This is a genomic window from Streptomyces sp. NPDC101181, assembly GCF_044767975.1.
Taxonomy (GTDB): Bacteria; Actinomycetota; Actinomycetes; order Streptomycetales; family Streptomycetaceae; genus Streptomyces.
This window is the reverse complement of sequence record NZ_JBIWOX010000002.1, coordinates 355,610-381,221: the sequence shown is the minus strand read 5'-3', so window position 1 is coordinate 381,221 and position 25,612 is coordinate 355,610. Positions and strand designations below refer to the sequence as shown.

22 protein-coding genes and 1 pseudogene are annotated in these 25,612 nt (G+C 74.5%); 13 read left to right on the top strand and 10 right to left on the bottom strand.

From position 1 onward, the window contains the following. Positions 1-126 precede the first annotated feature (126 nt). The 3 genes from ACIRRU_RS05345 to ACIRRU_RS05335 all read left to right on the top strand — a co-directional run bounded on the left by ACIRRU_RS05345 (position 127) and on the right by ACIRRU_RS05335 (position 2,648). Entirely contained in the window at positions 127-849 is a 723-nt protein-coding gene (locus tag ACIRRU_RS05345) for a pyridoxal 5'-phosphate synthase (protein WP_403676404.1), read from the top strand. 111 nt (positions 850-960) lie between these two features. Further along, the gene (htpX, locus tag ACIRRU_RS05340; protein WP_363200418.1) at positions 961-1,869 is read left to right on the top strand and encodes a zinc metalloprotease HtpX; all 909 of its coding nucleotides are present in this window, start codon (positions 961-963) and stop codon (positions 1,867-1,869) included. A 95-nt stretch (positions 1,870-1,964) separates the two neighbouring features. Continuing rightward, a complete protein-coding gene (locus tag ACIRRU_RS05335) occupies positions 1,965-2,648 on the top strand; it encodes a hypothetical protein (RefSeq protein WP_403676400.1) in 684 nt (227 codons plus the stop codon). Between the two features lie 48 nt (positions 2,649-2,696). Here ACIRRU_RS05335 and ACIRRU_RS05330 read toward each other — a convergent pair whose 3' ends face one another. Next, positions 2,697-3,164, bottom strand: a complete 468-nt coding sequence (locus ACIRRU_RS05330) for a Zn-ribbon domain-containing OB-fold protein (protein ID WP_403676397.1) — start codon at positions 3,162-3,164, stop codon at positions 2,697-2,699. 412 nt (positions 3,165-3,576) lie between these two features. Between ACIRRU_RS05330 and ACIRRU_RS05325 the strand changes: the two genes are divergently transcribed. Beyond that, the gene (locus ACIRRU_RS05325; RefSeq protein WP_403676394.1) at positions 3,577-4,770 is read left to right on the top strand and encodes a flavin-containing monooxygenase; all 1,194 of its coding nucleotides are present in this window, start codon (positions 3,577-3,579) and stop codon (positions 4,768-4,770) included. A gap of 118 nt (positions 4,771-4,888) precedes the next feature. Next, a complete protein-coding gene (locus ACIRRU_RS05320; protein WP_403676392.1) occupies positions 4,889-5,854 on the top strand; it encodes an AraC family transcriptional regulator in 966 nt (321 codons plus the stop codon). 160 nt (positions 5,855-6,014) lie between these two features. Here the strand turns inward: ACIRRU_RS05320 and ACIRRU_RS05315 are convergent, their stop codons facing one another. Then, entirely contained in the window at positions 6,015-6,890 is an 876-nt protein-coding gene (locus tag ACIRRU_RS05315) for an NAD(P)H-binding protein (protein WP_403676389.1), read from the bottom strand. 462 nt (positions 6,891-7,352) lie between these two features. Between ACIRRU_RS05315 and ACIRRU_RS05310 the strand changes: the two genes are divergently transcribed. The 4 genes from ACIRRU_RS05310 (at position 7,353) to ACIRRU_RS05295 (ending at position 11,884) form a co-directional block, all read left to right on the top strand. Next, positions 7,353-9,581: an acetate--CoA ligase family protein gene (locus ACIRRU_RS05310; RefSeq protein WP_403676386.1), complete on the top strand. Its 2,229-nt coding sequence runs from the start codon at positions 7,353-7,355 to the stop codon at positions 9,579-9,581. Next, on the top strand, positions 9,572-10,393 hold the full coding sequence (locus tag ACIRRU_RS05305; RefSeq protein ID WP_403676383.1) for an enoyl-CoA hydratase/isomerase family protein: 822 nt from the start codon (positions 9,572-9,574) through the stop codon (positions 10,391-10,393). The genes ACIRRU_RS05310 and ACIRRU_RS05305 overlap by 10 nt, the downstream gene beginning before the upstream one ends. Positions 10,394-10,615: 222 nt before the next feature. Then, complete coding sequence (locus ACIRRU_RS05300) at positions 10,616-11,203, top strand: CGNR zinc finger domain-containing protein (RefSeq protein WP_403676380.1); 588 nt, start codon at positions 10,616-10,618, stop codon at positions 11,201-11,203. Between the two features lie 81 nt (positions 11,204-11,284). Beyond that, the gene (locus ACIRRU_RS05295; RefSeq protein WP_403677011.1) at positions 11,285-11,884 is read left to right on the top strand and encodes a flavin reductase family protein; all 600 of its coding nucleotides are present in this window, start codon (positions 11,285-11,287) and stop codon (positions 11,882-11,884) included. Here the strand turns inward: ACIRRU_RS05295 and ACIRRU_RS05290 are convergent. After that, complete coding sequence (locus ACIRRU_RS05290; RefSeq protein ID WP_403676377.1) at positions 11,874-13,178, bottom strand: MFS transporter; 1,305 nt, start codon at positions 13,176-13,178, stop codon at positions 11,874-11,876. The genes ACIRRU_RS05295 and ACIRRU_RS05290 overlap by 11 nt on opposite strands. Between ACIRRU_RS05290 and ACIRRU_RS05285 the strand changes: the two genes are divergently transcribed. Further along, a complete protein-coding gene (locus ACIRRU_RS05285) occupies positions 13,159-13,464 on the top strand; it encodes a zinc-binding dehydrogenase (protein WP_403676374.1) in 306 nt (101 codons plus the stop codon). The two genes, ACIRRU_RS05290 and ACIRRU_RS05285, sit on opposite strands and share 20 nt — an antisense overlap. A 110-nt stretch (positions 13,465-13,574) precedes the next feature. After that, complete coding sequence (locus ACIRRU_RS05280) at positions 13,575-14,567, top strand: GlxA family transcriptional regulator (protein ID WP_403676371.1); 993 nt, start codon at positions 13,575-13,577, stop codon at positions 14,565-14,567. A 90-nt stretch (positions 14,568-14,657) separates the two neighbouring features. Here the strand turns inward: ACIRRU_RS05280 and ACIRRU_RS05275 are convergent, their stop codons facing one another. Beyond that, positions 14,658-17,123, bottom strand: a complete 2,466-nt coding sequence (locus ACIRRU_RS05275; protein WP_403676369.1) for a PEP/pyruvate-binding domain-containing protein — start codon at positions 17,121-17,123, stop codon at positions 14,658-14,660. 119 nt (positions 17,124-17,242) lie between these two features. Here ACIRRU_RS05275 and ACIRRU_RS05270 point away from each other — a divergent pair, with 119 nt between their 5' ends. Continuing rightward, positions 17,243-17,818 carry a TetR family transcriptional regulator C-terminal domain-containing protein gene (locus tag ACIRRU_RS05270; RefSeq protein ID WP_363200411.1) on the top strand — a complete coding sequence of 192 codons (576 nt, stop codon included), beginning with the start codon at positions 17,243-17,245 and terminating at the stop codon, positions 17,816-17,818. Between the two features lie 56 nt (positions 17,819-17,874). Here the strand turns inward: ACIRRU_RS05270 and ACIRRU_RS05265 are convergent, their stop codons facing one another. The 3 genes and pseudogenes from ACIRRU_RS05265 to ACIRRU_RS05255 all read right to left on the bottom strand — a co-directional run. Then, positions 17,875-18,924, bottom strand: a complete 1,050-nt coding sequence (locus ACIRRU_RS05265) for a Zn-dependent alcohol dehydrogenase (RefSeq protein ID WP_403676366.1) — start codon at positions 18,922-18,924, stop codon at positions 17,875-17,877. Continuing rightward, positions 18,921-20,075 (bottom strand): acyl-CoA dehydrogenase family protein, encoded by a 1,155-nt coding sequence (locus ACIRRU_RS05260; protein WP_403676363.1) that lies wholly within the window; start codon positions 20,073-20,075, stop codon positions 18,921-18,923. The genes ACIRRU_RS05265 and ACIRRU_RS05260 overlap by 4 nt, the downstream gene beginning before the upstream one ends. 273 nt (positions 20,076-20,348) lie before the next feature. Beyond that, positions 20,349-21,272: pseudogene (locus ACIRRU_RS05255) on the bottom strand (SDR family oxidoreductase); the annotation flags it as partial. Positions 21,273-21,356: 84 nt separating this feature from the next. On the opposite strand from ACIRRU_RS05255, the gene ACIRRU_RS05250 reads away from it, so the two are divergent. Then, positions 21,357-22,283, top strand: a complete 927-nt coding sequence (locus ACIRRU_RS05250) for a cyclase family protein (protein ID WP_403676362.1) — start codon at positions 21,357-21,359, stop codon at positions 22,281-22,283. Positions 22,284-22,448: 165 nt separating this feature from the next. On the opposite strand, the gene ACIRRU_RS05245 is transcribed toward ACIRRU_RS05250, so the two are convergent. From ACIRRU_RS05245 to ACIRRU_RS05235, 3 genes are all read right to left on the bottom strand, one after another. Next, positions 22,449-22,946, bottom strand: coding sequence for an ATP-binding protein (locus tag ACIRRU_RS05245; RefSeq protein ID WP_403676359.1), 498 nt, complete (start codon positions 22,944-22,946; stop codon positions 22,449-22,451). 407 nt (positions 22,947-23,353) lie between these two features. Beyond that, positions 23,354-24,442: an acyl-CoA dehydrogenase family protein gene (locus ACIRRU_RS05240; protein ID WP_403676358.1), complete on the bottom strand. Its 1,089-nt coding sequence runs from the start codon at positions 24,440-24,442 to the stop codon at positions 23,354-23,356. Between the two features lie 5 nt (positions 24,443-24,447). Beyond that, positions 24,448-25,602 carry an acyl-CoA dehydrogenase gene (locus ACIRRU_RS05235; protein WP_403676355.1) on the bottom strand — a complete coding sequence of 385 codons (1,155 nt, stop codon included), beginning with the start codon at positions 25,600-25,602 and terminating at the stop codon, positions 24,448-24,450. Positions 25,603-25,612: the final 10 nt, after the last annotated feature.

The following is a 25,612-nucleotide window of genomic DNA, read 5'->3' as shown; positions in this document are numbered from 1 at the left end:
AGGCTGGGCCGGGACGCCAGAGGCAGGGCCGGATGCCAGAGCGCTGCGACCGCGAGCGTGCTCTCCGGCGTCGGCGTCGGCGCCGACGCCACCCGGGCAGGCCGCCCGTGCGGTCCAATGGTCCCCATGAGCAGCGACGACACCGCCCCGCGCCCCTCGGGCCCCGCGCAGCCCCCGCGCCCCGCGTCCTCCGCCGACGGCTTCCGCGATCTCCTGCACGCCCAGCGCGTCTGGGACACCGACCTGCCGCCCTTCGATCCGGAGACCGCGCCGCCCGCACCCCTGCCGCTCTTCCACCGCTGGTTCGCCGAGGCCGTGGCGGCCGGGCAGTCCGAGCCGCACGCCATGAGCCTCGCGACCGCCGATGCCGAGGGGCTGCCCGACGTACGCACGCTCCTGCTGCACGACGCGGACGAGCGGGGCTGGCACTTCGCCACGCACCGCACCAGCGCCAAGGGCCACCAGCTCGCCGCCCGCCCCTACGCGGCGCTCGGCTTCTACTGGCCCGTGCAGGGCCGACAAGTACGCGTCCGGGGTCCGGTCCGCCGCTGCACCCCGGAGGAGAGCCGGGCCGACCTGCACGCCCGGTCCAGGGGGGCGCTGGCCGCCGCGCTGACCGGGACGCAGAGCGAGATCCTGGACGCGGCGGCGACCCTCCACCGGGCGGCCGACGCGGCCTGGGAGCGGGCCCGGACGGAACCGGACGCCGACGCCCCGACCTGGACCCGCTACGTGGTCGAGCCCGCCGAGGCCGAGTTCTTCCAGGGCGACGCCCGGCGACGGCACATCCGGCTGCGCTACCGCCGCACGGAGGCCGGCGCCTGGGAGCGTGAACTGCTCTGGCCCTGACGCCCCTCTCCCACCGCGCCTCCCCGTCTTTAACCCGGTTTCAACAAGAAAGGGGCACTATGGGAAGCAGGGGGACGTGAGATGTGAAAGGTGAGCCGTCAGGAGGCGCCGATGCCGCGAGCCCGTTCCCGTTACGCCCCCGACCGGGGGCTGACCGGTCGCATGGTCACCACCATGTTCCTGATCGGCCTGCTGTACGTGGTCTTCGTCGGCGTGCTCCTCGCGGCCCTGCGCGGCTCCTGGCCGATCATCCTGATCATCACGGGCGGCCTGTTCATCGCCCAGTTCTGGTTCAGCGACCGCATCGCGGCGTACGGCATGGGCGCCCGCGAGGTCACCCCGGAGCAGGCCCCCGAGCTGCACGGCGCCATCGACCGGATCTGCGCGCTGGCGGACATGCCGAAGCCCAGGGTGGCCATCGCCGAGAGCGACGTGCCGAACGCGTTCGCCACCGGCCGGAGCGAGAAGACCGCCCTGGTCTGCGCGACGACGGGGCTGCTGCGCCGACTGGAGCCGGAGGAGCTGGAAGGCGTCCTCGCCCACGAGATGTCGCACGTCGCGCACCGGGACGTCGCCGTCATGACGATCGCCTCGTTCCTCGGCGTGCTGGCGGGTGTCATCACCCGTATCGCCCTGTGGGGCGGCTTCGCCCGCAGCAGGCCGGGCAACGACCCGGCGGGCATCCTGCTCCTGCTCATCCCGCTGATCAGCGCCGTCGTGTACGCGATCAGCTTCCTGCTGACCCGGCTGCTCTCCCGCTACCGCGAGCTGTCAGCCGACCGTGCCGCCGCCCTGCTCACCGGCCGCCCCTCCGCCCTCGCCGCCGCCCTGACGAAGGTCAGCGGGCAGATGGCCCGTATCCCGACGGAGGACCTGCGCAAGGCCGAGCCGTACAACGCCTTCTACTTCGTGCCCGCCTTCTCCGCGAAGGAGAGCCTGAGCCGACTGTTCTCCTCGCACCCGACGCTCGAACAGCGCCTGGACCAGCTGTCCCGCATCTCCGCCGACCTCTCCCGCTGACCCGCCGCACGACGGACCCCGCCGCACTACGGACCCGCTGACCCGCTGGGCCACCAAGCGAGTGAGCTACCGAGTCACGACAAGGAGTGACGCCCGTGGGCCTGCTCGACGCCATCCTCGGCCGGACGAAACCGGTCCGCCCCGACCTGGACCAGCTCTTCGCCGTCCCCTCCGCCGCCCTCACCCTCCAGGCCGCCACCGGCTTCGTCCCGACCGGCCGGGGCTCGGTCTGTTTCGCGGGCGTGGAGGGCGCCGGTTTCGCCCGGCTCCAGGAGGACGTACGGGAGCTGCTGGACGCGGACACCGGGCGCGGGGGTGTGCCGGTACGGTTCAGCCGCGACGCGTACGGCTACACCTGGCTGCTCGCCGAGCACCCGGCGGACGACGCGGCCGCCCTGGTCAACGACCTGCACGCGGTGAACACCCTGCTCCAGGAGGGCGGCTTCGGGCCGCACCTGCTGTGCTCGCTGATCGGCTTCCGGGCCCCGGAGGGGTCCCCCACCGACGCCGGGTCCTCCCCCGATTACGGCTCCGATTCCGGCTCGGATTCGGGCTCCGGCTCCGGCTCGGGTTCGGGCCCCGGCTCCGGTGGCAGGGCGCTGGCGCTCGTCTACCTGTACAAGCGCGGGACGTTCTACCCGTTCGCCCCGCTGCCCGGCACCGCCGAGAAGCGGGATAACCAGCTGGAGCTCCAGGTCAGGAGCGCTCTCGGCGACGATCTACGGGTGGAGAAGGACCTGTCCCGGTGGTTCCCGGTGTGGGGCGCTCCGGGACTTTGACCGACGGCCGCCCCCGACGGCCGCCCCCGTCGCCATCCCCCATCACCGTCACCGCCCCCGCCGGGGCCGGAAGACCGCCACCGCCTCCCCGGCCCTCCCGCCCCCGGTCCTCCCCTCCGCACCGCCGCCCTCCGCCTCCCGGAACGTGACCGTCAGCCCCATGCCGACGCGGAGGTCCACGGCCGCGCACTCCACGATCTCCGTCATCATCCGGGGCCCCTCCGCGAGGTCGACGACGGCCGCGACGTACGGCACGCGCCCGTCGAAGGGCGGCAGGTCGTTGCGGTGGACGACGGACCAGGTGTAGAGGGTCGCGTCCCCGCTCGCCCGCTCCCACCCGACGTCCTCGCCCCAGCAGTACGGGCAGAACTCGCGCGGGTAGTGATGCGCCCGGCCGCACCCGGCGCAGCGGCGGATCAGCAGCCGCCCCTCTGCCGCCGCGTCCCAGTACGGGCGGGTGAAGGGGTCCGGCTCGGGGAGGTCGAAGCGGGGCGCCGCCCCGGGGCCGGGGCTCACCGGAACGGCCCGGACGCCGCGTCGAGCGACCACGTCCGCCAGGCCACCACGAACAGGGCCGCCACGAACAGGGCCACCGCGAACAGGGCCGCCAGAGAGATCAGGGCCATCGGGCCTCCCGGTCGAGCATTTCTGACGGTACGTCAGTTCAGCGGATGCGGACCGGCGGCGCAAGAGGCGCGCACCACACACCGCGCACCGCACACCGCACAGGGCACCTCCCCGCAGAGCACCTCTCACGACGCACCTCCCTCAGGAGACTTCCGGCAGCGCGACGGGCGGCAGTTCACCCGGGGGGCGAAGGGCGCAAAAGGGGGCGCGAGGACCGCACCCGGCCCCCCGTGATCAATTCGCAATCGATTTCCCTCTTGACCGAGACCCATCAACAGAGCGGGCGATTACGCTCCGAACCATGCCCAACAGCCCCTCCACCGCAGGCCGTCACGGAGCCGCCACCCTCACCGACCGGACGGACGACCGGCCCGTCTACGTCATCGGCGGCGGCCCCGGAGGTCTCGCCGTCGCCGCGGCGCTCCGCGCACGGAACGTCCGGGCGGTGGTCCTGGAGAAGTCGGACCGGGTCGGCGCGTCCTGGCGCGGCCACTACGACCGGCTGCGCCTGCACACCACCCGCCGCTGGTCGGCGCTGCCGGGGCTGAAGATGCCGCGCAGGTTCGGACGCTGGGTGGGCCGGGACGATGTGGTGCGGTACCTGGAGAAGTACGCCGAGCACCACGAACTCGAAGTGGTGACCGGCGTCGAGGTGACCCGGATCGAACAGGCCCCCGACGGTTCCGGCGACTGGCGGCTGACCGCCACCGGAGGGCGGGTCCTGCGCGCTCGCGCGGTCGTCGTCGCCACGGGCTTCAACCACACCCCGCGCATCCCGGACTGGCCGGGCCGCGACACGTTCACCGGCGAACTGCTGCACGCGGCGGAGTACCGCGATCCGGCCCCGTACGCCGACCGGGACGTCCTGGTCGTCGGCATCGGCAACACGGGCGCGGAGATCGCGGCGGACCTGGCCGAGGGCGGCGCGTCCCGGGTGCGCGTCGCGGTCCGGACGCCCCCGCACATCGTGCGCCGTTCCACCGCGGGCTGGCCCGCCCAGGCCACCGGCATCCTGGTCCGCCGCCTGCCGGTGCGCCTCGTCGACCGGGCGGGAGCCGTACTGGCGCGGATCGCCGTGCCGGACCTCTCCGCCCACGGCCTCCCCCGCCCGGCGCCGGGCCTGTACTCCCGGGTCCGGGAGGGCGCGATCCCGGTCCAGGACGTGGGCCTGATCGACGCGGTACGGACCGGGAAGGTCACCCCGGTGGCGACGGTCGCCTCGTTCGACAAGGACACGGTGGTCCTCGCGGACGGTACCCGCCTGACCCCGGACGCCGTCATCGCCGCGACCGGCTACACGCGCGCCCTGGAGCCGCTCCTGGGCCACCTGGACGTCCTGGACGCCCGGGGCCGCCCGCTCGCCCATGGTCCCCGCGCCCCGAAGCACACCCCGGGCCTCTACTTCACCGGCTTCACCAACCCGATCAGCGGGATGCTCCGCGAACTGGCGCTGGACGCCGGGAAGATCGCCAAGAAGGTGTCCCGGGCACACTGACACCGGGCGCACCGACACCGGGCGCTCGCACACTGACACCGGGCGCCCGCGGATCGAACCCTCCTCCCCTGCCGGGAAGCACCGCGCCCTCGCCGGTGTTCTGCTTATCGTGAGCGCCATGGACGTGTTCGACGAACTGTTGCGCGGCGTACGGGGCACGGGGGCGGTGTTCGGCCGTTCGCTGCTGTGGCCGCCGTGGTCGCTGCGGTTCACCGACGGGGCGTATCTGACCCTGTGCATGCCCCTGCGGGGTGAGGGGTGGATCGTGCCCGAGGGCGGCGAGCCGCTGCGGGTGGAGACCGGCGCGGCCGCGGTCGTACGGGGTCCGGCGCCGTTCTGCTTCACCGACCGGCCGTCGGGCGGCACGGGCCCGGGGGCCGGGTCCGGCGACGGCGTGCGGGAGGTGCGCTGGAGGCGGGGCCAGGACATGGCCGTCGCTCCGGACGGCTCTCCCGAACTGGACTGCTCCACCGTCCTGCTGGCCGCCACCTACGACGTGCGTACGGAGGTCCCGCAGCGGCTCCTGCGGGCGCTGCCCCCAGCCCTCGTCGTCACGGACGAGGAGGACTGCGCGCCGCTGCGCGACTATCTGGAGGCGCGGATGGGCGGCAGGAGGCCGGGGGACCAGATCGTCCTCGACCGGCTCCTGGACTGGATGCTGGTGTGCACGCTGCGCGACTGGTTCGACCGGCCCGAGGCCGATCCGCCGGGCTGGTACGGCGCGCTGGGCGACGAGGTGGCGGGCCCGGCCCTGCGGGCGATGCACGAGGACCCGGCGTACCCCTGGACGACGGCGGAGCTGGCGAGCCGGGCGGGGGTGTCGCGGACGACCCTGGCGAAGCGGTTCACCGAACTCGTCGGGGACGGGCCGGTGGCGTATCTGGCCGACTGGCGGATGACCCTCGCCGCCGACCTGCTGACCCGCCCCGAGCTGACCGTGGCGGCCGTGGCCCGGCGGGTCGGCTACGCGGACGCGTTCGGCTTCAGCGCGGCGTTCAAACGGCTGCGCGGCGAGAGCCCGAGCGCCTACCGGCGGGACGCCCTGGCATCCGGAGCCGTGAACGCACCGGCGCCGGTGGGATGAGCGCTCGGGACGCTCACGGCGCTCGTGGCGCTGCGGGTGCGTGGGGCACATGCGGCACTGACACATGCGGCACGTGGGACGCCGGGGGCGCCGGGGCGCCTTGAAAGCTCCCGGGCGCCCCGAGCAGGCGGGGGCTCCTCAGCGGAGGAGCCCCCGGGCCTCAGCCCCACGCCCCCCTCGCCGCCGCGTCCCGGACGAAGTCGGTGAAGTCGCGCGGCTCCCGGCCGAGCGCGCGCCGTACGCCGTCCAGCACCACGGCCTCCCGGCTCGCGGCGATCGGCCTGAGCGCCCCGGTCCAGAGGTTGGCCTCGACCTCCGAGACACCCTGGGACAGCAGGCCGTCACGGAACGTGGACTCGTCGATCGAGACGAAGGCGGCCCGCACCCCGCTCTCCTTGGCGATCTCCTCCAGGGCCTCCGGGATGCTGAGCGCGCGGGGCCCGGAGAGTTCGTAGACCTCGCCCGTGTGGCCGTCCTCGGTGAGCGCGGCCACGGCCACGTCCGCGATGTCGTCCGCGTCGACGAACGCCGCGCGGCCGTCCCCGGTGGGCAGGGCCAGCGTCCCGCCGCGTACGCCGGGGAGGAAGGCGCCCTCGTCGAAGTTCTGCGCGAACCAGCCGGGCCGCAGGATCGTCCAGGGCACCCCGGCGGCCCGGACGGCCTGCTCGCCCTCTCCGTGCGGGCCGCCGCCGTCCTGATCGGGGCCGAAGTACCCCGGTGTGTCCACGCCCCGGGCCGAGAGCAGGACGATGCGCCGCACCCCGCTCGCGACGGCCTGTTCGATCAGGGCGGGCGTCGGGGAGGGCGAGGCGTCGAGCGGGACGACGAAGAGGGCGGCGGCCCCGTCGAGGGCGGTCTGCCAGGTCGTGCGGTCCTGCCAGTCGAAGGGGGTGTCGCCGGACCGGGAGGCCGCGCGGGTCTCCACGCCCCGCTCCCGGAGGCGGGCCACCACCCGGCGGCCGGTCTTGCCGGTACCGCCGACCACCAGTACGGGGCCCTGCGCCGGCGTCGCGTCTGTCTGCGTGTCGGATGTCATGGATCCAGCGTGCGCCCGCGCCCGGCCTACCGCCCATGGGTCAGCGTCCGGGAAGGATGTGCGAGCGTCCGGCCTGGTGACCGGGGCACGACGCGGCGAGCGAGCCGGAGGGACACGCAAGCCGGAGGGGCACGTAAGCCGGAAGGGACCCGCGAGCCGGGCGGCACACCCAAGCCCCAGGGGCCCGAGCCGCCCCCACCGGGCACGCCCCCCCGGGGACACGAGCCGGGGCATCCCACCGGGCACGCCCTCCGGAGCACTCAAGCCGGGGCACCCCCCGCCAGGGCCGGGGCACACGAGCCGCCCCGCCCGGGGCCGGGGCACGCGCACCCCGGACATGCAGCCTTTGCCCGCACGCCCATTCCTGACGTCCCGTCAGTTCAGTAAACTGACACTGCGTCAGTTAATTGGCCGGCCCGGCCCGTTCACCGCCGGGCCGACGAGCAGGAGTGGGCGGAAACGATGCTTGGATCGACTCACGGCACCTTCACCACCGGCTTCCGCGCCCGGGTGGTGGCCTGCGGCGAGGAGCCGCACGCCTCCGTCGTCAGCCTGCCCACCGCCACCCGACAGGGCGGCCTCGACGTCAGCGGGCGGCCGCTGCACCTGGCCGTGCCCGACCTGGACCGCTTCTTCCGGCCTCGCTCGGTGGCCGTCGTCGGGGCCTCGGACACCGAGGGCCGCCCCAACGCCGGGATCACCCGGCAGCTGATCGACTGGGCCGAACGGGCCGGGGCCCGGCTGCACCCGGTGCACCCGGCCCGGGACGCCGTGTTCGGGCGGCCCTGCGTCCCCTCGGTGACCGAGCTGCCCGAGCCCGTCGACCTCGCGGTCCTGCTGGTCGCCGATCCGCTCCCGGTGATCGACGAGCTGGGCGAGGCGAAGATTCCCTTCGCGGTCGCTTTCGCCTCCGGGTTCGCGGAGACCGGGGAGGCGGGCGCGGTGGCCCAGGCCCGGCTGGCGGCGGCCGTGGAGCGGTCCGGGGTGCGCCTGCTCGGGCCGAACACCAACCTGAACGCCTTCGAGCGATTCCGGGATGACCTGGAGGGCCCGGCCATCGCCCTGATCACGCAGTCCGGGCACCAGGGCCGCCCGCTGCACGCCCTCCAGGAGCTGGGCATCCGGCTCTCGCACTGGGCCCCCACGGGCAACGAGGCCGACCTGGAGACCGCCGACTTCCTCGCGTACTTCGCGCAGCTCCCCGAGACGGGGGCCGTCGCCTGCTACCTGGAGGGGCTCAAGGACGGCCGGTCGTTCCTGCTCGCCGCCGACCGGGCCGCCCGCGCCAGGGTCCCCGTCGTCGCGGTGAAGGTGGGGCGTACGGAGACCGGGGCCGGGGCCGCCGCCTCGCACACCGGGAAGCTGACCGGCGCGGACCGGGTGGTGGACGCGGCGATGCGGCAGTTCGGAGTGATCCGGGTCGACGGTCTCGACGAACTCCAGGACACCGCGGCCCTGTTGGCCCGCGCCCGGCCGCCGCGGGCCGAGGGGGTCGCGGTGTACTCCATCTCCGGCGGCACCGGCGCGCACCTCGCGGACCTGGCCACGGCGGCGGGGCTCACCCTCCCGGCCCTCTCCCCCGCCAAGCAGGACGAGCTGCACCGCTGGATACCGGGGTACCTCAACGTCGCCAACCCGGTCGACAACGGCGGTCACCCGGTCGGCGACCGGCGCGGCCGGAAGATCATCGACGCGATCCTCGCCGACCCGTCGATCGGGGTGCTGATCTGTCCGATCACCGGCCCGTTCCCCCCGATGAGCGACCGCCTCGCCCGCGACCTGGCGGAGGCGGCGGAGGAGACCGACAAGCTGATCTGCGTCATCTGGGGCTCACCCGTCGGCACCGAGGACGCCTACCGCACCACCCTGCTCGGCTCCTCCCGGATCGCCACCTTCCGCACCTTCGGCAACTGCGTCACCGCCGTGCGGGCCTACCTGGACCACCACCGTTTCACCGGCCGCTACCGCTCCCCCTTCGACGAGGCCCCGCGCACCCCCTCGCCCTCCTTCCGCAAGGCGCGGGGTCTGCTGCGGCCGGGGCAGCAGCTCAGCGAGCACGCGGCGAAGCAGCTGCTGCGCGCGTACGGGATCAGGGTGCCGCGCGAACAGCTGGTGACCAGCGCGGCCGCCGCCGTACGGGCCGCCGGGCCGGTCGGCTACCCGGTGGTGATGAAGGCCTCCGGCCCCCGGCTCGGCCACAAGACGGAGCTGGGCCTGGTCAAGGTCGGGCTGACCTCCGCCAGCCAGATCCGGGACGCCTACCGCGAGCTGACCGACATCGCGCGGTACGAGCCCGTCGATCTGGACGGCGTCCTGGTCTGCCAGATGATCGACCGGGGCGTCGAGATGATGGTCGGCGTCGCCCACGACCCCCTCTTCGGCCCGACGGTCACGGTGGGGCTGGGCGGGGTTCTGGTGGAGGTGCTGCACGACGCGGCGGTCCGGGTGCCGCCGTTCGGCGAGCAGGACGCCCGGGACATGCTCGGTGAGCTGCGCGGCCGGGCCCTGCTGGAGGGGGTGCGCGGCAGGGCCCCGGTGGACGTGGACGCGCTCGTCGAGGTGGTGCTGCGGGTCCAGCGGATGGCCCTGGAGCTGGGCGACGAGCTGACCGAGCTGGACATCAACCCGCTGGTGGTGCTCGGCCGCGGGCAGGGCGCGGTGGCGCTGGACGCGCTGGCGGTGTGCCGGTGAGCGGGGGCCCGCCGGCGGACCCGGCCGACACCGTCCTGCACCTGCTCGACGGCGGTGTCTCCTGGATCACGCTCAACCGGCCCGAGGCGATGAACGCGGTCACCCCGGACCAGCGGGAGCGGGTCATCGCCCTGCTCGCCGGGGCGTCCGCCGACCCCGCCGTCCGGGCCGTCGTGCTCACCGCGACCGGCCGCGGCTTCTGCGCGGGCGCTGACCTGCGCGCCGCCCCGGACCGGACGGGCGAGCGGATCCCCGGCGACGTCGCCCGCACGATCCGGCTCGGCGCGCAGCGGCTGATCGACGCCGTACTGGACTGCGAGAAGCCGGTGATCGCCGCCGTCAACGGGACGGCGGCCGGGATCGGCGCGCATCTGGCGTTCGCCTGCGACCTGGTCCTGGCGGCCGACACGGCGACGTTCATCGAGGTGTTCGTCCGCCGGGGGCTCGTCCCGGACGGCGGCGGGGCGTATCTGCTGCCCCGGCTGGTGGGCCCGCGGCGGGCGAAGGAGCTGATGTTCTTCGGGGACGCGCTCGGTGCGGTGGACGCGGAGCGGATGGGGCTGGTCAACCGTACGGTTCCGGCGGGTGAGCTGGCCGCGCTGGCCGAGGAGTGGGCGGGGCGGCTCGCCGAGGGGCCCACCCGGGCCCTGGCCCTGACCAAGCAGTTGGTGAACGCCTCCCTGGACGGCGACCGGGCCACCGCGTTCGCCGCCGAGGCCGCGGCCCAGGAGATCAACATGACCACGCGTGACGCCGCCGAGGGCGTCAGCACTTTCGTGGAGCGCCGCTCACCGACGTACCGGGGGCGCTGACCGGAGCCGCCGAGGCCATCGCGGCCTCCGGGCCCCTCGCACCCCGGCCCCGCCGTCACCCCCCTCCGGTCAGGGGTCGCGCGACGATCCCGCAACCCCTGACAGAGCCTTCAGGGGTTATACGGGCAGGAGCCAACCGGTGATCCCCACTTTACTGGTTATCCTGGACGAACCGTCCCTCTTCCCGCTTCCCGCGTGACGACGAACGAAAGGAGTCCAGCCGTGACGCCGCCCCCCGGGACCGACCCCCGCCCCCTGACCGGCGAACCGCTCGCCCTCGACCTGCTCAACACCCGCTGGCTCGGCGGGGACGGGCCGCACGACCTGCTGGACTCCCCGACCGGCCTGGCCGTCTGGCTGGAGAGCCCGCCGGTGCGCGAACACCTGGGCCCCGGCCCCACCCCCACCGCCGACCGCGCCACGCTGGACCGGCTGCTCCTCGCCCGTACGGCGCTCGGCGCCCTCGCCGCCGCGGCGGCCCGCCCCGGCCGGGCCGCCCCCGAGGACGCGGCCCGGCTGAACGAGGTCCTCTCCCACGGGCGGATCCGCCGCACCCTGGGGCCCGAGGGGGCGCCGGTGTCCGCGGTGGAGGTGGACGATCCGTCCTGGGCCCCCGCCTGGCACGCGGCGGAGAGCTGGCTCCGGCTGGTCGCGGACCGGCCCGACCGCATCCGCCCGTGCGCGAACGACGCGTGCGTCCTGCACTTCTACGACGTGTCCAAGAACGGGACGCGCCGCTGGTGCTCCATGGCGGGCTGCGGCAACCGCGCGAAGGCGCAGCGCCACTACGCGCGGCGCTCCGGCGCCTGAACTCCCGGCATCCGCAGCACACATGGCTTCACACCTGACGCTCCGTCAGTTCTAATGGGCGGGGTGATGGGACACGCAGGCATGGCCGCCACCGCCGTCCGCTACCTCGGCGCCGTGGGCGCCGCGACGGCGTCCGGGCCGCACGCACCGCCCGGGGTGCTGCCCCGGCCGGACCTCAGAGCCGTCCGGGACGACGAACGGCTCCCGGTCGCCCCGGCTGAATTCCGGCGTGTGCTGGGCCACTTCGCGAGCGGCGTCACCGTGATCTCCGCGCGTGACGCGGACGGGCCGACGGGCTTCGCCTGCCAGTCCTTCGCCTCGCTCTCGCTGGACCCGCCCCTGGTGTCCTTCATGGTCGCCCGAACGTCGACGACCTGGCCGCGCATCGCCCGCGCCGGGGCGTTCTGCGTGAACATCCTGGGGGCCGAACAGGGCGCGCTGTGCCGGGCGTTCGCGGTGAGCGGGGGCGACAAGTTCGCGGGGGTGCCCCACGGGGACGCCCCGGCGACCGGGTCACCGCTGCTGGACTCCGTGCCGGCCTGGATCGACTGCCGCGTCCACGCCGTCCACCCCGGCGGCGACCACCTGGTCGTGGTGGGCCGGGTGGCGGCGCTGGACGCGGTGGACGAGGGCGAACCGCTGCTGTTCCACCGGGGGGCCTTCGGCCGGTTCAGCCGCTGAGGGACGCCTTCGGTTCCGCTCCCCGGCGGATCACCAGCGACATCAGCGCCGCCACCGCGCACAGCGCCCCCGACGCGTACCAGACCACGTCGTAACCGCCGAACACGTCCCGCGCGACCCCGCCGAGGAACGCGACGAGCGCCGCGCCCACCTGGTGCGAGGCGAGCACCCAGCCGAAGACGATCGCGCTGTCCTCGCCGTACCGCTCACGGCAGAGCGCCAGCGTCGGCGGGACGGTGGCGACCCAGTCGAGCCCGTAGAACACGATGAAGAAGATCATCGGCGGCCGCACGTCCGGCGCCATCAGCATCGGCAGGAGGAGCAGCGAGATCCCGCGCAGCGCGTAGTAGACGGCGAGCAGCCGCCGGGCGTCGAAGCGGTCGGTGAGCCAGCCGGAGAAGACCGTGCCGACGACGTCGAAGACCCCGATCACCGCGAGCAGCGAGGCGGCCGCCGTGACCGGCATGCCGTGGTCGTGGGCGGAGGGGACGAAGTGGGTGCGGATCAGCCCGTTGGTGGAGGCACCGCAGATCGCGAAGGTCCCGGCCAGCAACCAGAAGGGGCCGGTGCGCGCCGCGTCGAGGAGCACCCGCACCGCGCGACGGGCGGCGCCCCGGGCGGGGGCGGGCTTGGCCACGTACTCCCCGCCGTACGGGGCGAGGCCCACGTCGGCCGGGTGGTCGCGCATCAGGAGCCAGACGAACGGGACGACGATGAGGGCCGCGAGGGCGACGGTGACCGACGCGGGCCGCCAGCCGTGCTCGACGACGATCCACGCGCAGAGCGGCAGGAAGACCAGCTGCCCGGAGGCTCCCGCCGCGGTGAGGACGCCGGTGACCAGACCCCGGCGGGCGACGAACCAGCGGTGGGTGACGGTCGCGGCGAACGCCAGCGCCATGGACCCGGTGCCGAGCCCGACGAGCAGCCCCCAGTAGATCATCAGCTGCCAGGAGGCCGTCATCCACACACTGGCCAGCGCTCCGGCCGCCACCATGCTCAACGCGACGGCCACCACCCGCCGGATGCCGAAGCGGTCCATCAGCGCGGCGGCGAACGGCGCGGTCAGCCCGTACAGCGCCATGTCGATGGAGACCGCGAGCCCGATCTCGCCCCGGGACCAGCCGAATTCGGTGTGGAGGGGGTCGATGAGAAGGCCGGGCAGGGAGTTGAAGGCCGCGCCGCCGATGATCGTCACGAAGGTGACGGCGGCGACGATCCACGCCCGGTGCGGGGAGAACGTACGGGGACGGACGGGTCTTCCGGCGCGGTGAGCGGTGCTCGTCGTCTGGGTCACGTGGGACAGCTTCCGACCGGGGCACACCCCGGGACGAGTGGCCGGGGGGACATGGTTCGCAAGGATCGGGCCATGGGAGGATGCCCTCGGGGGAGGTGGTCGAGGTCGGATCTTCGGCGTCCGCACCGACGGCGCCATGCTCGACACGCTCGCCCGCCACGTCGAGTCCGGGCGCCTCCCCCTGCGGATCGCCCACACCCTGCCGTTCCAGGAGGGCCCGCGGGCCCATGCGCTGCTGGAGAAGGGGGGCACCCGGGGGAAGATCCTGCTGACGCCCGGCGGCTGACGCCGCCCCGAGGCCTGCCGGCGCACCGGGCCCGCGGTCCGGCGGCCCCTTCCCATCGGCCCCCGGGGCGGGCAGGGTCTGCACCAGCACCGATCACCGAGGAGGCCGTCATGCCGCACCGGGTCGTCGTCCTGGCCCTCGACGGGCTGCTCCCCTTCGAACTGGGCATCCCGCAACGGATCTTCGGCCGTCCCGTCAGCCGGGAGCCGGACGGTCCGCGCGAGTTGCTGTACGACGTCGTCACCTGCTCCGTCCGCCCGCCGGGACCGGTCCGTACGGACGCGGACTTCGCCGTGGTCGTGCGGCACGGGCCGGAGGCGCTGGCCACCGCCGACACGGTCGTCGTCCCCGCCTCCTACGAGCTGGGCCCGGTCTTCGAGGAGGGCAGGCTCACCGAGGAGCTGGCGGCGGCGCTCGCACTGGTCCGGCCGGGGACCCGGATGGTCTCCATCTGCACCGGCAGCTACGTCCTGGCCGCCGCCGGGTACCTCGACGGCCGCCCCGCCACCACGCACTGGTCCTCCGCCGACCACTTCCAGCGGCTGTTCCCGCGGGTCCGGGTCGACCCGGACGTCCTGTTCATCGACGACGGCGACGTGCTGACCTCGGCCGGGGTCGCCGCCGGGATCGACCTGTGCCTGCACCTCGTGCGCCGCGACCACGGGGCGGCCGTCGCCAACGACATCGCCCGCCGCACGGTGGTGCCGCCGCACCGGGACGGCGGGCAGGCCCAGTTCATCCACCGGCCCGTCCCCGAACCGCAGTTCACGACCACCACCGCGGCCCGCGCCTGGGCGCTGGCCCGGCTGGAGCGGCCGATCCTGCTGCGGGACATGGCGGAGCGGGAGGCGATGAGCGTACGCACGTTCACCCGGCGCTTCCGCGAGGAGACCGGGATCAGCCCGGGGCAGTGGCTCACCCAGCAGCGCGTGGAGCGGGCCCGGCACCTGCTGGAGTCCTCGGACCTGTCCGTCGACCGGGTCGCCCGGGACGCGGGGTTCGGCACCGCGACCTCCCTGCGCCAGCACTTCCAGGCGGCCCTGGGCGTAGCGCCGACGGCCTACCGGCGGACGTTCCGCGCGTCGGCGGACACGGCGCGCTGAGCCGGACGTCCCCCGCGCCGAGCCGGGCCCGGGGCCGCGACCACCCGGGCGGGACGCGGCTCCCGGACCCGCCCGGTGGCCGTCCCGGGCTCAGACGTCCAGCGTCACCGTGCCCGTCGCCCCGTCGACGGTGATCCGTTGGCCGTCCCGGATGCGCGCGGTGGCGGCCGGTACGCAGATGACGGCCGGGATGCCGTACTCCCGGGCCACCGTGGGCCCGTGGGCCATCACCGCGCCGGTCTCCGTGACGAGGCCGCCCGCGGTGAGGAACAGCGGGGTCCAGCCGGGGTCGGTGGTCGGAGCGACGAGGATGTCCCCGGGTTCGACGGTCGCGTCGGCGGGGTCGAGCACCACCCGGGCGCGACCGGTGACCCGGCCGGACGCCGCCCCCATGCCGGTGAGCGTCCGGTCGTCGGGCACGGGTGCGGGCAGCAGCGTCTCGACGTCCGTACCGTCCGAGAGCAGGGCCACCGGGACGGTACGGCGGCGCAGTTCGCGCTCGTACACCGCGCGCCGGGAGGTGACCACGGCCCGCGGGTCCGCCCCGGTCTCCACCGACGCCCGCACCTCGTCCAGGTGGAGGAACATGACATCGCCGGCGGCGGCGAGCAGCCCCCGCGCGTGGAGTTCCGCACCGATCAGGAGCAGGCGGCGGCGACGGTCGCGCAGCGCGTACAGCCCGGCGAACTTGCCCGCCTCGCGCAGCCCGGACAGCTCCCGCGTCCTGCGCAGGAAGAATCCCGCGAGGCGCCCGCGCGGGGACCTCTCCCGCCGTGCCCGCCCGGCGAGTTCGGCGGCCATCGCCTCGGCGCGCTCCGCCGCGCGGCCGAAGCGGCGGTCGGGAGCCTGCCGCGGGTCGGTGACCCGCAGGCAGTTGGCCAGTGCCGCGAACACCGGAGCCGGGTCCTCCGCCCAGCGCTCCACGCCGACGTCGATCTCCGCGGCCGACCGTACGCCGTAGTTGCGGAGGAATCCGTCGAGGCCGAAGTCGGGAAGTTCGCCAGCGAGTTGGGCGCGGGCGAGCTCGGTCGGCGGAGTGCCGAGCAGCATCGTGCGGTACGGCTCCGCCCGCCGGGCCACCTCCCACAGGGCGAGGTCCATCTCGATGGTCACGTTGTACGGCATGCCGCCGAGCACCGTGCGGATCTCGTCCTCACTCGCGACGCCCCTGAGGAGCGGCGGCAGGGCGGCGGCCACGGCGAGTCCGCTGACGACGGGCCAGACGAGCGCGCCGGTGGGCGAGCCGGGCTCCGCGTCCCGCTCGACCAGGTCCAGCAGTTCGGCCGTGGTGGCCGGATCGGTCACCGGCTCCTCGCGGAGGCGCCGGAGCTCCCCGTAGACCCGCTCGCGGGCCCGCTCCGGCCGGGCCAGCGCGCCGAGAATGCCGACGGACGCCCGGAGTCCGGTCCTCAGCGTGGCGGCGCCGCGCTGACGAGGGGCTTTACGTGGGGCGAACCTCGGGTCCTCCAGCAGGTGTTCGACCACCTTCTGGGCTCGCGGCCCGAAGTCGACCGCCATCAGCCGGACGAGCCGCCGCCGGGTCGAGGGGTCGCGCAGCGCGTCGGTCAGATCGCCGTACAGCCGTCCGCCGATGTCGACGATCTCGACCGTGAGGCCGAAGGCCGCGAGCATCCCCGCCAGCATCGACTTCAGCGTCGACATGCCCATCGGGGTGGCGGGCCGCAGCATGCCCTGCACGTGGCCGAACTCGACGTACAACCGGGGGCCGGGCTTGTCGGTCGGCGGCGGCGCGGGGAAGAGCGTCGTGATCGGGCGGGCCTGCAACAGCCACAGCGTCCCGTCACGGTCGTAGGCCCACTCGATGTCCTGCTCGGGCCCGTCCCTCCGGGCCCGCCCGTGCCCCGGGCTCCGCACCGGACCGTGCTCGTGCCCGTGGGCGGGCTCCTGTGCGGCGAGCGCGGCCCTGAGGCGCTCACCGGTCGCGCGCAGCTCCTTCAGACGGGCCGGAGTGAGGCAGCCGTCCGCCCCCTCCCCCCGCCCGTCGAGCACGTAGTGGTCCACGGCCGCCGCACCGTCGACGACCGCGGTCCCCAGCCCCGGCGCGGCGTCGACCACGCACACGCCGCGCGTCCCGGTCAGCGGGTCGGCCGTGAACAGCACCCCCGCGACCTCGGCGTCCACCATGCGCTGGACGATCACCGCCATCCGCACACCCTCGTGCGGGACGCCGTGGGCCTCGCGGTAGACGGTCGCGCGCTCGGTGTGCAGCGAGGCCCAGCACGCCTCGACGGCTCCGATCAGCGCCTCGTCGCCCGTGACGCCCAAGCAGGTGTCCTGCTGACCGGCGAAGCTCGCGTCGGGCAGGTCCTCGGCGGTGGCGCTGGAGCGGACGGCGACGGGTCCGCCGCCGAGGCGTTCGTACGCCGCCAGCACCTCGCCGCGCGGCACCTCTCCTCTCGCGTACGCCTCGGTCGTCACGCAGAAGCCGTCCGGCACCCGCTCGCCGAGGCGGATCAGTTCGGCGAGACCGGCGGCCTTGCCGCCCACCAGGTCGCGCCGCCCGGCCCCGATCTCCGTCAGCTGGAGCACGTTCACCCCTGCCACCTCCTCCTCCGGCCTCCGGGCCGACCGCGTCGGCCGCGACCGGCCACCTTTTGCCATACGACTGCAATGAAAAGGTGAACACAATACGGGTGCAATGTAAAGTGGGGCCCATGCCTCGTAAGGTCGACCACCGCGCCCGCCGGGAACTGCTCGCCGACGCCCTGATGCGGCTCGCCGCCACCCAGGGACTCGACGGGGTGAGCCTGCGCCACGTGGCGGCCGAGGCCGGCGTCTCGACCGGGATGGTGCAGCACTACTTCCGCACGAAGGACGAGATGATGACGTTCGCCTTCACCATGGTCGAGGACCGGATCCGGGCCCGCTGCGAGACGGCGGAGGCGCCGGACGCACCCCGCGACCTGGTCCGGGCCCTGCTGCTCCAGATCCTGCCGCTCGACGACACCCGCCGCCTGGAGGGTCACGTCGGGCTCGCGTTCCTCGCGTACGCCGCGGTGAAACCGGCGATCCAGGCGGGTGTCCGCGAGGACGCCGGGAGGATGCGCGGGTTCATCGCGGAACAGCTGCGCGCGGCCGGGACGAAGGGCGTCGACCCCGACCGCGCGGCGACCGGTCTGCTGGCGCTCGTGGACGGCCTCGGCATCCACCTGTTGTCGCGGCAGTACACGGAGCGGGACGCGGTGGCGGCGCTGGACGCCCAGCTCGACCTGATCTTCGACGCGCGCTGAGGCCGACGGTGGACCGGACGGCCGCACCCCCGGGCCGGCGTCGGCCGTGGGCCGGGTCAGAACACCAGCACCCCCCGGGCCACCCGCCCGTGGTGCGCGTCGTCGGCCGCCTTGGCGAAGTCCTCCACCGGGTAGGTCCTCGTGACCAGTTCGTCCAGCAGCAGGCGGCCCTCCCGGTAGAGGTCCGCGTAGAGGGCGATGTCGCGCTGCGGCCGTGCGGAGCCGTAGCGGCAGCCCAGGATCGACTTGTCCAGGTACATCGAGGAGACCAGGAACGACGCCTCGGCGCTCGCCGCCGGGACGCCCAGCAGCACCGCCTGGCCATGCCGGTCGAGCAGGTCGATCGCCTGCCGGATCAGCTCGGTGCGGCCGACGCACTCGAAGGCGTGGTCGGCACCGTCGGGCAGGATGCCGCGGACGCCCTCGGCTGAGGTCAGGAAGTGCGTGGCGCCGAACCGCCGGGCCGCCGCCTCCTTCGCCGGGTTGCTGTCGACGGCGACGACGGTCAGCGCACCCGCCAGCCGGGCCCCCTGGAGCACGTTGAGGCCGACGCCGCCGGTGCCGATGACCACGACGCTGTCGCCCCGGTCGACCCTGGCCCGGTTCAGGACGGCCCCGACACCGGTCAGCACCCCGCAGCCGATCAGGGCGGCGGAGGTGAGGGGCAGGTCGGCGGGGATCTTCACGGCCTGGACGGCGCGCACCACCGTACGTTCCGCGAAGGCCGAGTTGGAGGCGAACTGGAACAGCGGCTCACCGCCCCGCGAGAACGGCCGCCCCGGACGCCCGATGGCCCTCCGGCACATCGTAGGCCTGCCCCGGTCGCACTGGGCGCAGGCCCCGCAGTTGGCGAGGGTGGACAGCGCCACGTGATCCCCCGGCCGTACGTGTCCGACGCCCGGTCCGACCGCCTCCACCACGCCCGCACCCTCGTGGCCGAGCACCACGGGGACCGGGAAGGGGATCGTGCCGTCCACCACCGACAGGTCGCTGTGGCAGAGACCGGCGGCGGCCACCGCCACCAGCACCTCACCAGGGCCCGGCCGGCGTATCTCCAGGTCGTCCACGACCTCGGTCCGTGTGCCGTCGAAGACGACGCCCCTCATCCCGGCTCCCTCGGTAGGCCGAGCACCCGCTCGGCGATGATGTTCCGCTGGATCTCGTCGGAGCCGCCGTAGATGGTGTCGGCCCGGCTGAAGAGGAACAGCCGCTGCGCTTCGGTCAGTTCGTACGAGTGCGACGGTGACCAGGGACGCGGTCCGACCGCCCCCGCCGCGCCGCCCGCCTCCATCGCCAGCTCCCCGAGCCGCCGGTGCCAGCCGCCCCACAGCAGCTTCGCCACGCTGGGGGCGCCCGGGTCGCCGGTGGCGCCGAGGGTGCGCAGGGCGTGGCGGCGCATCGTGTCCAGCTCCGCCCACTGCCGTACGATCCGGGCTCGGACGACCGGGTCCCCGGCGGCCCCGCTCGCCTCGGCGGCGGCGATCACCGCGTCCAGCTCCGCCGCGAATCCCACCTGTTGGGCGAGGGTGGAGACCCCCCGCTCCCTGGCGAGCAGCCCCATGGCGACCCGCCAGCCGTTGCCCGCGCCGCCGACGGGTTCAGTGGCGCGGGCCCCGTCGAAGAAGACCTCGTTGAACTCGCTGGTCCCGGTCAGCTGTCTGATCGGCCGGACCTCGATCCTGCCCGGCTGGTCCATGTCGACCAGGAGGAAGGACAGGCCGCGGTGGCGGGTGGAGCCCGGCTCGGTGCGGGCCAGCACGAAGCACCAGTCGGCGTCCCGCGCGAGCGAGGTCCAGATCTTCTGCCCGCTCACCGCGTACCCGCCGGTGCCGTCCGGGGTGGCCCTGGTCCGGATCCCGGCGAGGTCGGAGCCCGCGCCCGGTTCGCTGTACCCCTGGCACCACAGCGTCTCGCCCCGGGCGACGGACGGCAGATGGCGGCGTTTCTGCTCCTCCGTGCCGTACGCGATGAGAGTCGGGGCGAGCAGGTTCTCCCCGATGTGCCCGGCGCGGGCGGGGGCGGCGGAGCGGGCGTACTCCTCGGCCCAGAGCACCTGTTGGGTGAGGGTGGCGCGACGGTTGCCGTAGCTCTCGCCGTCCGCCCCGGGCCAGCCGAGCCCGATCCAGCCACCCCGCCCCAACTCGCGTTCCCAGGCGCGGGTTTCGGGAACGGGGTCCGTCGCGGCGAGGCGGTCCGCCAGCCAGACCCGGGCCTCGGCGCGGAACTCCTCGTCCTCGGGCGTGAAACCGAAGTCCACGGGTGCCTCCTGTCGTCCGTGCCCCGGCCCTCAACCGCCGGAGATGGTGGGGGTGGTGGGGGTGGTGGGAGTGGTGGGAGTGGTCGACGCGGTACGGGCTTTCGGGGTGCTGAGGTCGTCGGGGGTGCCAGGGGCGCCGGAAGGGCCGGGGGTACGGGGATCGTTCGGGGTACTGAGAGGGCTCGGCACACCGGGGGTGCCGGATGTGCCGGGAGAGCCCGGCGAGTCCGGAGGGCCCGGCGAGCCCGAAGAGCCCGGCGGGTCCGAAGGGCCCGGCGAGTCCGAGGCGTTCGGGCGGGTTCCCGCCTTCGCCGCCGCCGCCATCTCCTCCAGGCGCGCCAGCATCGGCATCGGGTCGGCGCCCACCGTCCCGGGCAGGAAGTCCGCGATCCGCTCCGGGGTCCAGGGGCCCTCCCCGTACGCCGCCCGCAGCTCCCTCGGCTGGGCCCAGACGGCGATCTTGGGGCCCGCGATCGTGTACACCTGGCCGGTGATCCCCTCCGCCCGCGCGCGGTCCCCGAGCAGGTAGACGACGAGCGCCGCCACGTCCTCCGGCTCGCCGGTCTCCGTCAGCTCCATGGGGACCCCGGCCGACATCCGGGTCCGCGCGACGGGCGCGACCGCGTTGGCCGTGACCCCGTAACGGTGCAGGCCCAGCGCCGCGCTGCGGACCAGCGAGATGATTCCGCCCTTGGCCGCGCTGTAGTTGGCCTGGGAGACGCTGCCCTGGTGGTTGCCGCTGGTGAAGCCGATCAGCGTGCCCCCGCCCTCCTGCTCGCGCATCACCGCCGACGCGGCGCGGAAGACCGTGAAGGTGCCCTTCAGATGCGTCGCGAGGACCGGGTCCCACTCCTCCTCGGACATGTTGAAGAGCATCCGCTCGCGCAGGATCCCGGCCACGCACACGACCCCGTCGAGCCGCCCGTACTCCGCCAGTGCCGTGTCGACGATCCGCTGCCCGCCCGCCATCGTGGAGATGTCGTCGGCCACCGCGACCGCCTCGCCGCCCGCGGACCGGATCTCCTCGGCCACGGACCGGGCGACCTCGCTGGTCGGCTCGGAGCCCGCCACGGAGACGCCGTAGTCGTTGACGACGACCCGCGCCCCCTGGGCCGCGGCGGCGAGCGCGACCGCCCTGCCGATCCCCCGGCCCGCCCCCGTCACGGCGACCACCCGGCCTGCCAAGAAGTTCCCCATGCCCGGCCCCTTCCCGCGTTTTCTGACGGACCGTTAGATTTTACGGGCAGCCGGACGCCCCGGCACAAGACCCAGGAGGCCCCCATGTCCCTGCCCGCCGCGTTCCACGAGATCGCGAAGCGCGTGAACAACTGGGGCCGTTGGGGGGCCGACGACGAACGGGGGACGCTCAACCTGATCACCGACGCCGTCGTACGGGAGGCCGTGGCCACCGTCCGCACCGGCCGCCGGATACCGCTCGCGCTGCCGCTCCGGCAGGACGGGGTGCAGAGCGGGAGGATTCCGGGCCGCGTCAACCCGCTGCACACCATGGTCCAGATCAACCAGGAGATCTTCGGCCCCGGTACGGTCGCCACCAGCGACGACGTCGTCACCATGGGCCTTCAGGCGGCCACCCACTGGGACGCCCTGCCGCACGCCTCGCACGGCGGGAGGATCTACAACGGCCGCCCGGCGGACACGATCACGGCGCACGCCGGCGCGCGGTTCTCCTCCATCGCGACCACGGGCGCCCTGGTCTCCCGCGGCGTGCTGCTGGACGTCGCCCGCGCCCGGGGGGTGGACCGGCTGCCGGGCGACCACGCGGTCACCCCGGAGGACCTGGCGGCGGCCGAGGAGTTCGGGGGCGTACGCGTACGGGCCGGGGACATCGTGCTCGTACGGACCGGGCAGATCCGCCTAGCACGGGCCGGGGACCGGCACGGCTACGGCCATCCGTCTCCGGGGCTCTCCGTCCGGACGCCCGAGTGGTTCCATGCCCGGGACGTGGCGGCCGTCGCCAACGACACCCTGACCTTCGAGATCTTCCCGCCGGAGATCGAGGACCTGTGGCTGCCGGTACACGCCCTGCACCTGGTGGAGATGGGCATGCTCCAGGGCCAGAACTGGGACCTGGAGGAGCTGTCCACCGCCTGCGCGGACGCGGGGCGGCACGCCTTCCTGCTCACCGCCGCGCCGGAGCCGTTCACCGGGGCCACCGGCTCCCCGGTCGCCCCGGTCGCCCTCCTGTGAGCGGTCCGCTCACGCGCCCCGACCACTCGTCACGGGCAGGCACTCAGCACGGCCCGCCGCTCGGCACTGGTGGCCACTCGGCACAGGCCGCACGCGCTCAGGACAGGCGCCCCCTCAGCATGGGGCGCTGCTCAGGACAGGCGTCCCCTCAGCACGGGGCGCCGCTCAGGACAGCTGGGTGAAGACGCAGGAGGTCGACGCGCGCGCCTCGGCGCCGCCCTGGACGACCACCGTCGGCGGCTCCGGGAGGCGCGGCGCGCTCCGGTCGACCTCGCACCAGATCTGCTTCCCGGCGCCCTCCGGCAGCCAGCCCCAGCGGTCCGCGAGGCCGTCCACCAGCTCCAGGCCCCGCCCGCCCGTCTCGTCGCCGTCCGCGTGCCGCTGGAGCGGCGGGCGGTCGCTGGCGTCCGCGACCTCCACCCGGACCGTACCGGCCGCGCCGGACGCCCCGGCACCGCCGAACAGCATCCGCAGCACGGCCGGGCAGCCCGTGTGGACGACCGCGTTGGTGACCAGCTCCGAGATCAGCAGGATGAGCGTCTCGGCGAGCGGTTCGTCATCCCCTATCCCGGAACCGAGCAGACGCGACCGCGCCCACCTACGGGCCCGGCCCACCTCTGCGGGATCCGGACCGACCTCCAGCTGAACCTGAAGCACCTGCACCGCTCACACCATCCGAACCGGCGGACACATCGCCTCGCGCCTCCTCAGGGTCACGGAACGTGATTCCCTTACGCGACAGCATGGTTGACGTACAGTCACCGCAACAAGCGCTTCGGGCATATTCCAGCGCGAAGGAGTACGCGTGGTGCATACTGTGCGACGCACGCTGCGGGGAGTCGAACAGGAGCGCGCGGAGACCGCGGGAATCGCTTCCCGGGCAGGCCCGGCGCATCTCCGGCAAGAGCCCTCGCCCCGGACCGGAGCCGCCGCACAGGCCAGCCCCGGATCGCCCGGTTCCAGAACCACTCGCATCCCACGGAGCGTACCCGAGCCGGGCCCCGACTCCACCCGGTGACGAATCACGCAAAGGACACAAGCCGGTATCGACGCCGGCCGACTGCGCTGTGTCACCCTCCACCCCCCGCTTCCGTTCCTTCGCAGCCGTACGCCGCTGAGCTGCCGGGAAGCGGCCCCGGAGTCCCCAGGTCGGCGGCGAGCAGCTCCTCGGCCGCCGCTTGGGTGAGCCAGGAGGCGGAGCGCAGCCAGGCCCGTTTGAGGTGGAGGTGAACATCTGCCTCCCAGGTGAACCCCGTCCCGCCGTGGATCTGGAGACAGTCGCGGGCGTTGCGGACGGCCGCGTCGTCGGCGAGCAGCTTCGCGGCCGCGATCTCCACCGGGTCGGCGGTCAGCGCGGCCGCGTACACGGCGGCGCGGGCCGGTACGGTGCGGGCGAGCATGTCGGCGCAGAGGTGCTTGACCGCCTGGAACGACCCGATGGGCGCCCCGAACTGCTCGCGCTCCCGGGCGTACTGGACGGCCGTCTCGGTGGTCCGGGCGGAACTGCCGAGCTGTTCGGCGGCGGTGAGCAACGCGGCCTCGTAGCGCAGCCGACCGGACAGCCCGGGGGGCCCGGGGGGCTCGGGGCGCCCTGGAGGCTTGGCAGGCTCGGAGGGCCCTGGGAGTCCAAGACGTCCCAAGGGTCCGCGCCCCGGCCGGTGCAGCGGCGTCAGCGGGTCCATGGACCGTACGGGCCGGGCGGCGGCCGCGAAGGCGCGCAGCGCCTCCCCGGTGAGCACACGGGGATCCCCCGCCGGCGCTCCCTCCGCGTCCCCGCCCGTCAGCACCCCGTCCGCGTCCCCCAGGTGGGCCACGGGCAGCTCCCCGTCCACGGCCGTGACCACCGCCTCGCCCTCCGCCGCCCCCTCCACCAGGCCCGCCGCGAGGTGGGTGGCGACCAGGGGTCCGGGCAGCAGCGCACGGCCCGCCTCCTCGAAGAGCAGCACCGCGTCGGGCAGCCCGAGGCCCACCCCGCCCGCCGCCTCCGGCAGCCGCAGCGCGAAGAACCCGGCCGCGCCCAGCTCCCGCCACACCCCCCGGTCCACCGTCCCGCCCCGCTCCACCGCCGTCCGCAGCCGCGCGGGGCCGCACACCGCCCCGAGCAGGTCGCGCATCCCGGAGCGCAGGGCCCGCTGGTCGTCCGAGAGCTGGAGGTCCACGGCGCTCAGCGCCCCTTCGGCAGGTCGAGGACGCGCTCGGCGACGATGTTCCGCTGGATCTGGGAGGTGCCCGCGGCGATGGTGTACGAGAGGGCGGAGAGCCGGTCCAGGACCCAGGCACGGTCCAGGTCGAAGGCGTCCGCGCCCAGCACCTCGGCCGCCGCCTCGTACAGCTCCTGGCGGACCTCGGAGTAGCGCAGCTTGAAGACCGAGCCGCCGGCGCCGGGGACCCCGCCGGTGCGCTGGGACTCGCCGACGTTTCCCTGGGTGAGCCGCCACAGGGCCCGCAGTTCGGCGTTGAGCCGTCCCAGTCCGCGCCGCAGCACGGGGTCGTCCCACCGCCCGTTGCGGCGGGCCTCGGCGGCCAGCGCGTCCAGGGTGCGGCGGCAGGCGACGACCTCGCCGACGAAGGCGGTGCCGCGTTCGAAGGAGAGGGTGACCATGGTGACCCGCCAGCCGTCGTTCTCGGCCCCGACCCGGTTGTCCACCGGCACCCGGACCTCGTCGAGGAACACCTCCGCGAACTCCGTGGACCCGGCGAGCGTGCGCAGCGGCCGGACGGTGACGCCGGGAGTGTCCATGGGCATCGCCAGCCAGCTGATCCCCCGGTGCCTGGGCGCGTCCGGGTCGGTCCGCACCAGCAGTTCGCACCAGTCGGCGACCTCCGCGTGCGAGGTCCAGATCTTGCTGCCGCTGACCACGTAGTCGTCGCCGTCGCGCACCGCCCGGGTGCGCAGCGCGGCCAGGTCGGACCCCGCGTCCGGCTCGCTGAACCCCTGGCACCAGATCTCGTCGCCGCGCAGCACCGGGGGCAGCCAGCGGGAGCGCTGTCCGGCCGTGCCCTCGGCGGCTATGGTCGGCCCGGCGTGCAGCAGCCCGACGAAGTTCGCCCCGACATAGGGGGCTCCGGCCCTCTCGGTCTCCTCCAGGTAGATGAGGTGCTGGGCCGGGGTGGCGCCCTGCCCGCCCGCGTCAACGGGCCAGTGCAGCCCCGCGTACCCGGCGTCGTACAGCATCCGCTGCCAGGCGGTGTCGTACGCCCGGCGGCCGGGCCAGTCGTCCGGGGAGGGCTTCGGGGGCAGGGTGGGGAGGACGGCGGCCAGCCACTGGCGCAGCCGCGCCCGGAACTCCTCCTCCGCCTCCGTGTACGCGAGATCCACGAACCCGCCG